At 37.8% G+C, this 10595-nt stretch carries 2 protein-coding genes; both read left to right on the top strand.

Annotation, left to right across the window (positions count from 1 at the left end; genetic code table 11):
• Window positions 1–5760, top strand: a 5760-nt coding sequence (locus LOK78_RS07280; RefSeq protein WP_232634477.1) for a DUF8693 domain-containing protein, incomplete at its 5' end; no start/stop codon positions are given.
• A 207-nt stretch (window positions 5761–5967) separates the two neighbouring features.
• Entirely contained in the window at window positions 5968–10545 is a 4578-nt protein-coding gene (locus LOK78_RS07275) for a DUF8693 domain-containing protein (protein WP_232634476.1), read from the top strand.
• Window positions 10546–10595: the final 50 nt, after the last annotated feature.

Here is a 10595-nt window from a genome sequence, read left to right as displayed (position 1 = left end):
AATACCGTCAATGATGGTGTCGGAACTATCATCCGTGAATGGTCCGTAACTGATAACGATGGCAATACAACAACACAAACCCAAACCATTACCGTGGAGGACAACACGCCTCCGGTGCTTGTTGGTGTCCCTGCCGATGCGACCGTAGAATGTGATGCCATACCCGCTCCTGCTGTGGTTACCGCAACAGACAACTGTGATACAACCCTTACCGTTAGCTATTCAGAAACTACAAATACCGTCAATGATGGTGTCGGAACTATCATCCGTGAATGGTCCGTAACTGATAACGATGGCAATACAACAACACAAACCCAAACCATTACCGTGGAGGACAACACGCCTCCTACAGCTGACTTAGCTAATTTAGCGAATGTAACTGCACAATGTTCTGTAACATCCTTGATTGCACCAACGGCGACGGACAATTGCGGTGGATCAGTAACTGTAACAAACAATGCTTCTCTACCTATCTCCACCCAGGGTACAACAGTTGTAACATGGATATATACAGATGTGAATGGTAATGCTTCAACACAGACGCAGAACGTTGTTATTAATGATACCACTGCTCCAGTAGCTCCTATTCTATCCGATGTCAATGGACAATGCTCTGCTACTGCCTCTACACCGACTACAACCGATAACTGTAGCGGAACCATAACAGGAACCACTTCTAATCCCCTGACTTATAATACCCAAGGCATACACATCATTACTTGGACCTTTGACGATGGAAATGGCAATGCCATAACAGTTGACCAAAATGTGATCATCGAGGATACTACAGCACCCACCATATCATGTCAAAGTGATATAATAACAATCAATGATACAGGACTTTGCTCAGCGGTAGTGACATACATTACACCAACAGGTTCTGACAACTGTATTGGAGCAACCACAATACAAACCACAGGTTTGCCTTCTGGAAGTGTCTTCCCAGTAGGTACTACAACCAATACATTTGTAATTACTGATGTTGCTGGAAATTCTTCCACTTGTTCAATTGATATAACTGTTATAGACAATGAAGGTCCTGAGATTCCAGTCCTTGAACCTATCATTGCAGATTGTTACATTGAAGTAACTCCTCCAACCACTAATGACAATTGTGATGGATCCATTATCGGAACATCTAATGTTAGTTTAATTTTTGACACTGTTGGTACAGAAACAATTTATTGGACCTTTTCAGACAGTGCAGGCAACAGTATTATTGTACCACAAGATGTTACAGTCGTTGACAATGAAAGTCCTGTACCAAACAGTCCTTCATTAACTGCCTTATCATTTACTGGTTGTCAAATTTCAAGTATTTCAGAATTGACCATACCAACTGCTACTGATGGATGTAATGGTATCATTGAAGGAACATTATCTCCCGATTTTATATTCCCTTTTTCATTTTCTGGAACTGAGACCATAGATTGGCAATTCATTGATAGTAATGGTAACATAACCATACAAACCCAAGATATTACACTAACGCCCCCCTCCATAGATGGTGGTACACTTCAGGGAACCTTTGAAGGAATTGCATTTTCTAATCAAATAGACATTTCGTCTTGTCAAGAAGAAATTAATATTGATTTAGACTTAACTGGGGAAATAGGAACTATCATTCAATGGGAGCAATTCGCAGTAAATCAAGGTGTTTGGGACATCATTTCAAATACCACCGATAGTCATTCAATAACCTTTGCTATAGGAGAATTGGAATCAACTTATTATAGAGTTCTAATTCAAGTAGGAAATTGCAGTGTATATTCCAGTCTGTTTTATGTCAGATCATTACCTCCTGGATCGGCTCCTACTATTGAGAACTTAGATGTTGATTCTAACTATTGTCTAGGTGAGGAAGTTAATCTTTTAGCTACTAGTAATTATTTAGCAACCGAAGAGGCTTTTCCTGATTATCCTCCTGGAGATTTTAATCAAGGGCAGCTAAACACGCAAGATCCTAATGGATGGTTGGTTGATGGAGAAACTGGTGGATTTACGGCTGGCGGAAGTGCAACAAAACCTCGAAATTGGTCCGCAAAAACTTGTAATAATCAAGAGAATGGTAATATTGTATATTGCGGTAATGATGGGAAATATACCATAGCCTATGGTGATTTTAGTTCACCTCAATATAATGGAGCCATACCAACAACACTTGAAACTCCTATTATGGATTTATCTAATGTTGCTTCTGCAAGTTTAGATTTTGACCAAGCTTATTATTTTTCAGATCAAGACTATGCCGTTATTGAAATATCTACGGATGGAGGTGTCAACTATTCGACACTAGTACTGATGCATGCCGTAGGAAGTGGCGATCTAGATTGGTATACTGCAGGAACTGCAGAATCTGTTGCTGGATCAACACCTACCGAATATAATTTTGAAACGGATAACACCTCTATTCCTTTGGACGCCTATATTGGAGAAAGTAATGTTAGAATTAGATGGTCTTTTACAGGTACTACAAATCTAAGTGCATGGGCAATGGATAATATTTATGTCTACCAAGAAGTCTATGTAGATACAGAACTAGAATGGACTGATGGAATTGGTGATCCTAGTGAAGATCCTCTTGTAACAGGTGAAACCCAAGTTCCTATTGCCTTCGTTCCTGAGGTACCTGGTAGTCATAATTATGGAGCAACAGCTTTAATTAATGGCTGTAGGTCATATGATGAGGATGGTACAGACCTTATTTGGATAAAGGTATTCCATTCTTATGCAGGGGAAGATGTTGTCTTTACGCCAGATGAATGTGGACAAAACACGGTTCAATTAAATGCCTATGACAATAGGTTAACCGCTACTCAAAATGCAGCTAAAGGAGCATATACGCTTCCTAATAACTGTGTAAACTGTGATGATGAAGGCGCTATGGAAGATACGGAAATTGCGGGTGAATGGGCTGTGATTGCAAGCAGCAGTTGTGGTGGAAATTTTACAATTTCTGATGTTAACGACCCTGATGCACTATTTACTGGTGATGCTGGGATTTACAACTTAACATGGACTGTTAACGGATGTTCAGATAATATGAGCATCGAAATTATCAATTGTGATTTGGTAGATTTTGATGGCTCCAATGATTACGTTGATTTTGGTGAAAATAATTATAATTTAGACAACAATGATTTTAGCATTGAAGTTTGGATAAAACCCGAATCCATTAGTGGGATTCAGGGTATAATATCTAAAAGAGATGCAAGTTTTTCGGGGAATGCTTATGGCTACGACTTGCGAATTAACAATTCGGGTCATGTTGTATTTCGATGGAATAAATCTGGATTTCTAAATTCTGCTCCTTATACCATAGATAACTCTAGGTGGTACCATATAGCCATTATTCGCTCCGGTTATGAGTATAGACTTTACATCGATGGTATTTTAATTAAACAAGGCGCTGGAGTTCAACCATCAAGCAATAATTACAAAGCCATTTTAGGTGCTATAGACCAAGATTCTTCACCAATTCCTTCTAACCATTTTAATGGCTGGATAGACGAATTGCGTATTTGGAATAAAGCCCTATCACCGGAACATATTAGACAAATGATGAACCAAGAAATAGAACCCGATGGAGTTGATGTGAGAGGTGCAGTTCTAGGTTTAAAAATAAATGGCCCGGATGCCAATCAAGATGGTATTGATGATAATCCGTTATTCTGGTCTAATTTGGAAGGTTATTACCGCATGGATATTGCATGTGGTAGTCTGTCACCAAATTTTGCAGTAGGAACTACTGGTAGATTGAAAAATATAACAACCAGTCAACAAGAAACCGCTCCACTTCCCTATACCACTTTACAATCGGGAGATTGGGGTGATGATACTACATCAGCTTCACCATGGACTCACTATTCAGTTTGGAATTATCCTAACAGTGTTGGAATAAATGGATCAAAGATTGATTGGAATATTGTGGAGACATCACATGATGTGGATTCTCATAATGAGAACATTACCCTTTTGGGATTATTAAATAATTTAGGCTCTGAAATCACTATTTCAAACCCTAATACGACGCAAGATGAAAATAATAGCGGTAATGCTTTATGGGTAACCCATTATCTAAAGCTTAATGGACAAATAGATTTAGTCGGACAATCACAATTAGTTCAAAAAAGATATAATATAGACCAATTGAATGATAGTGAATTGGAACCAACTAGTCTTGGGTTTATCGAAAGAGATCAACAAGGAACTAAAAATCTATATAATTACAATTATTGGAGTTCCCCGGTAAGTGCCATTGGTGCTGCAACTAATTCTAATTATACTGTCGGTAGTATTTTGATGGATGGTACCACCTCATCCAATCCTGCCACAATCACATGGATTGGTGGCTACGATGCCACTCCAGGACCACCTATTTCATTACCAAATTATTGGCTATGGACCTACAATGCCATAGCTAATACCTATCAACAATGGAATCAAGTTGGAAGCACTGGAAACATACCCACCGGAAATGGGTTTACTATGAAAGGTAGTGGCACTAACAATGATTATCAAAACTATGTATTCCAAGGAAAACCCCACAATGGATTGATTCAAAATACCAATACTGCTGTTTCCAATGGAAATCAAATATTAATTGGAAACCCATACCCAAGTGCGATAGATGCTGACGAATTTATAAAAGATAACATTCCAAATGGAAGTACGGCAAACCCTAGCTCTACAAGCGCCATTGATGGTGCGCTTTATTTCTGGGTACACTATTTAAGTAGTAATTCCCATTTCCTTGTAAACTATGAAGGAGGGTATGCCACTTACAACTTAAGTGGGGGTGAAATTCCAACTACTCCATCCATAACTGAAGATGGATATGAAATCAGTGATCTAGGCTCTTCATCATTAATGCCTGGAAGGTATATTCCAGTTGGACAAGGGTTTTTTGTTGGAGCTTTGGAACCAGAAACAGGAGGTCAAATTAAATTTGAAAATGACCAGCGGATCTTTAGAAGAGAATCCGGTTCAGGGTCCTCGATTTTCATGAAGACTATAGATAGTTCAAACTTAACTTACACAGATGGTGAAAATGAATCTGTAATTCAAAGGGTAAGGCTAACGGCAACTACACCAAATAACTTAAATAGGCATATAATGTTAGCTTTCGTTCCTAATAGCAATGCTTCTGATGGTTATGATTTTGGCTATGACGCTAAAAACATAGACGACTATACAACTGATGTGTCATGGAATGTTGAGAATACTAATTTTATTATTCAAGGTGTAGGCGAATTTGATTCTACTAAACAATATCCCTTAAATGTTAAATTGGCTCAAGCTGGAGATTTGGCAATTAATCTTAGAATGCTAGAAAACTTTGATGAGGAAATAGATGTATTTATTTACGATTCTTTAACCGGCGAATATTCTCAATTTAATGAGGTTCCATTCTCTATTAATTTGGAAGCCGGAGAATATAACAGCCGATTCTTCCTGACATTTGAATCAGATGAATCCACCTTAAGCATCATCGAAGATTTAACCAATGAGATTAGCGTCAACTACCTAAATAATTCAGGTGAAATCTTTATCAATACTTACAATAAAGTTAAAGTCAATCGCGTACAACTAATTGATATGGCCGGAAAAGTTTTACAAACTTGGAACAGTTCTCAAGTTACTGAACTTGCCAATTCCAAGATCAAACTACCTGTAAGGAATATTTCAAGTGGAAACTATATCATCAAATTAGATACAGGCCTTGGCACAAGTATTAATAAAAAAGTGATTATTGAATAACGTCAAAAATCAGCCTCCAATTATAAAGCGGTAAACAATATTTACCGCTTTTTTTATATAATTTCCTATAACACAATGCATTTCATCGATTTTTTTTGCATTTAAAAGATATAAACTTATCTTTGTTGAGCTTTTGATTTAGCCCCAAACTAAACCAATCTACTTATGCGAAACAATACTTTTTCAATATGTAAAAGTATCATTGTCATGCTTTTACTATTTTCATGTAAAATAGCTCTAACCCAAACAACCATAGGTTTCTATGACTTTGAAAATGGTTTACAAGGTTGGACGGATGGTGGCAATGATGCAGGCTTGAGCAACTCTTCCTATTACTCTTGTTTTGGGAACCGCTCCATCTATTCCAAAGATGATCAAGAGAATCAAAATAGAGTCACTTCCCCAATTCTAGATTTCACACCATACTCAAACATCACAATTTCATTTTGTTCTAAAAACAATGGCCTTGAAAATGGAGAAGGTTTCAAGCTTGAATATTATGATGGTTCGACATGGTCACTTCTCTATACGTTTAAAAAAGGGGTTGATTTTTCTGTTTCGGGTTATTCGTCTTACGACCTTGTATATACATTTGCTAGTGACACTTATTCATTTAGTACTAATTCCAGAATGCGGTTTTCGAGTACAGCAAATCAAAATTCAGAATACAATTACTTTGACAATATCCTCATTGAAGGAATCGAAAATGAGCCTGAAGTAACCATTCAAGATTTTTACGATAGTGATGGAGATGGAGTCTATGATGATGTGGATATAGATGACGATAACGATGGTATTTTGGATTCTGATGAGGAGCTCAGTTGTAAAAATTCAGCCATATCAACTTACGTAAATTATAAGTTCCTCAATGAAACTTTTGGAACTGGAACCAATCGCACCACTATAAACACCACTTACGATGCGCAAACAAGCTATTGCTATGAAGATGGTAGCGGATCCTGTAATAGCAATCAAGATTTAAATGATGGAGAGTACACTGTTTACCACAAAGCATGTGATGGAGATGGCACTAATGACACACCAAATAATGAAGTTGCTTCATGGGCCGATGAATATTGGTATTCTGGTCTAGACCACACTTCAGGTGATACCAACGGGCGTATGGCGATGTTTAATGCCTCCTATGATCCTGGGTTGTTTTACACGGCTCATATCCAAGGGGCACTTCCCAACGTACCAATCACCTATAGTTTTTGGGTAATCAATTTGGACAACCATGATGCTCCTGGTATCAGTTCACGTTTAAGACCTGATATTTTGGTTGAATTCCGAGATGGAAATGGAAATATATTGAACTCCTTAACAACAGGAAGCATCCCTCCCAACAATCCTGCCTCTGCTAATAACGGTTGGATCAACTTTACGGCAGATTTAACATTTAACGTTGATGAATTTTACGTTTATTTTTTCAACAACGAAACAGGAGGTCTTGGAAATGATTTAGCTCTTGATGACATTGTCATTTCCCAAACGCTTTGTGATACAGATGGTGATGGCGTTGCTGATATTTTTGATTTAGATTCTGACAATGATGGAATACCTGATGTTGTTGAAGCAGGCTTGGGAGCATACAGTGAAGGAAAAGCAACCTTAACAAACGTATCAACTTGGGTGGATACAAATGGTAATGGCATGCACGATTTGGTTGAAGGGCACATTCCTTTAGATTCAGATGGTGATGGCATACCAAATTATCTAGATTTAGACAGTGATAACGACACCCTTTTTGATGTGGACGAGTCAGGAGCTGGAAATCTAGCCGATACTTCGTTTCAAAATGGCGATGGAGACATCAATGGAGATGGTGTGGGTGATGGTACTGATACAGATGCCGTAAGAGAAACAGATGTAGAATCCGATGGAATTGTTGAATATTTTACCGATGGTATTTTGGATTTATATGACTACTACAATGGAAGTACATTTGAAGAAGCATATGGCAATAGTAACCAGGGAATAGGATATACTTACTATGTAAAAGATACAGATGGCGACGGATTGCCCGATTATATGGATACCGATTCTAACGACGATGGCATTTATGATATCGCCAGTACCTTATATTACGCATTAGATGCTAATAATGATGGTGTCATTGATGATATGACAGATTTGGACAGCGACGGAATAATGGATCTCTTTGATACAGATGACAGTCTATTTGGATCCCCAAGAGATCTGAATCAAAAATTGCTGTTATACTTTGATGGAAGAAATGATTATGTTGAAGATACTCAAATACTGAGTGGTCTTTCTGACGTTTCTTTCATGACATGGATTAAAATTGATCCCACTTTCACTGGTAGAGCAATCATTCTTGGGCAAGCCAATTTTGAATTGGAAGTAGAAAATTACGGGGATGTTACTATAACAGCTCATGCTGATAACAAACAATTTTCCACTGGTGATATTCCATTGAATCAATGGGTTCATGTAGCAGCTACTACAAGCAGTTCAACAAATCAATTGGTACTTTATATCAATGGAGAAAACCGAGGAAGTGTCAATGGTATAGGAGGCTCCTTGAATACCAACACCTATAATTTTACAATTGGTAAGTCTGCTGATCCAGCAGACAGTGATACCTATTTTAAAGGCTTCATAGATGAAGTCAGAATATTTACCAAGACATTATCCGATGACGAAATTCACAAAATGGTGTATCAAGAAATCGGGAATAATGCAGGCAATGTAAGAGGTGAAGTTATCCCTCGAGATATCACCGACTTTGTTGATGAAGACAATAATTCTCCTTTATCTTGGTCTTACCTACTGAGATATTACAGGATGGATGTGTATAGGGATGATATAATTGATGATTTGACAACCCCTGGTTTTGATACGGTTGGCGCAAAAATTTACAATGTTAAACATATTGGTTATCAAACCGCACCACTCCCTTTTATCACCCAACATGGCAATGATCTTTTACCAGAAACTCTAGATATTCCAGAAGACGGTGTGAATGGTTATGACGCCACAACCTATGATTGGAGCATCATTAAAGTGCTCCACAATAATATTTCTTACAATGAAAACTCATCTCATTTGGCATTCTTTTTGGAAGAAAATGATTCCAATAATGACCCCATAGAATTTAGTATTGAAAATGATTCTGAGTTCAATGTGAGTTGGTATTTGAAATTAGATGGCCTTTTAGATTTAACGGGAGAATCACAATTGGTTCAAGGATTGGACAGCGAATTGGATACCACAAGCACTGGGCGCATAGAAATTGACCAACAAGGAACCAAAGATTTATTCACTTATAATTATTGGTCTTCTCCAGTAGGTTTAATCAACAACACCCTAAACAATAAGGAATATCATGTTCCAGACGTTCTATTTGATGGATCTGACCCAAACGAGGCACAAGAAATCAACTTCATTTCAGGATATAATGGAAATTCGGGATCACCCATAAGCATTGCCCATTATTGGATTTGGAAATTTAATAATTTTCCAACTGATGATTACGCCTCTTGGCAACACGTCAGAAATACAGGAACCATGTATGTGGGTGAAGGATATACTATGAAAGGTGTCGCCAATACCAATGGAAATGTATCCGAAGAGCAAAATTATGTTTTCGTGGGGAAACCTAACAACGGAGACATTGCTCTCACAATTAATGACAACAATGACTATTTGGTAGGAAACCCCTACCCTTCAGCCATAGACGCAGTTCAATTTATATTAGATAATGGCAGCATCATTGAAGGAAACGGGAACCTATCTGGCACGCTCTATTTCTGGGAACACTGGGGTGGTGGCTCACATATTCTTGCTGAATATCAAGGAGGCTATGCCACTTACAATTTGTCAGGAGGAGCACCATCTGCCTCTTATGGAACCAATGACCCAGATGTGGGCACGGGAGGCGTTCCAACAAAAATTCCTGGCAGGTATATTCCCGTAGGTCAAGGATTTTTTGTAATAGGGGAAAGTGACGGCCAAATCAAATTCAACAACGGACAACGTGTCTTCAGAAAAGAAGAGAATGGAGTCTCTGTTTTTGTAAAACAAGCTAATCCCAATACAAATGTGACCAATGATGAGGAAAACCCAGAAGACTATTATGATACGCGATTAAAAATTAGATTAGGTTATAATTCGGTAAATACGATTCACAGACAACTCTTAGTTACTGAAGATCCACAAGCATCAGCAGGTATTGATTGGGGTTATGAAGGCATTTTAAATGAGAATCAAATGGACGATATGTTTTGGCAAATATCTGATGATAAATTCGTGATTCAAGGAATCGATATGATTGATGAAGCAACCATATTGCCAATTGGTATCAAAACCGATACACAAGGAATCAACACCATCATGATTGATGCTTTGGAAAACGTTCCAGATGACTTAAACATCTATTTATATGACAGCGAACAAAACCTTTATCATGATCTCAGGGTTAGTAATTTTTCTGTCACTCTTGGTGCCGGAAATCACCTCAACCGATTTGAACTGAGGTTCTCAGCTGAAACACTAAGCATGGAGGAAGATACTTTAGCTGAAAGCCTGTCTGTATTCTATGCTAATGACCAACAAGAAATTGTCATTTACAATCCAAAACTTTGGGATATACAAACAATAGAAATATATAACACACTAGGCCAATCAGTCTATCAATTAAACAACCTAAACCAAGAAGAATATTCTAAAATACAATCAAATAACTTAAGTCAGGGCGCCTACATTATTTCAGTTTCCACTAAACTGTACGGCACATTCAACAAAAAAGTTATTATTAAATAGAGATCTTAAGCGTAAGTCCCAAATCTAGCTTTTAGATTTGACTGTGCCCG

The sequence above is a fragment of the Mangrovimonas futianensis genome (genome assembly GCF_021245805.1).
Taxonomy (GTDB): domain Bacteria; phylum Bacteroidota; class Bacteroidia; order Flavobacteriales; family Flavobacteriaceae; genus Mangrovimonas; species Mangrovimonas futianensis.
The sequence above is the reverse complement of the archived record's forward strand: the minus strand, read 5'-3'. Positions and strand labels throughout refer to the sequence as shown.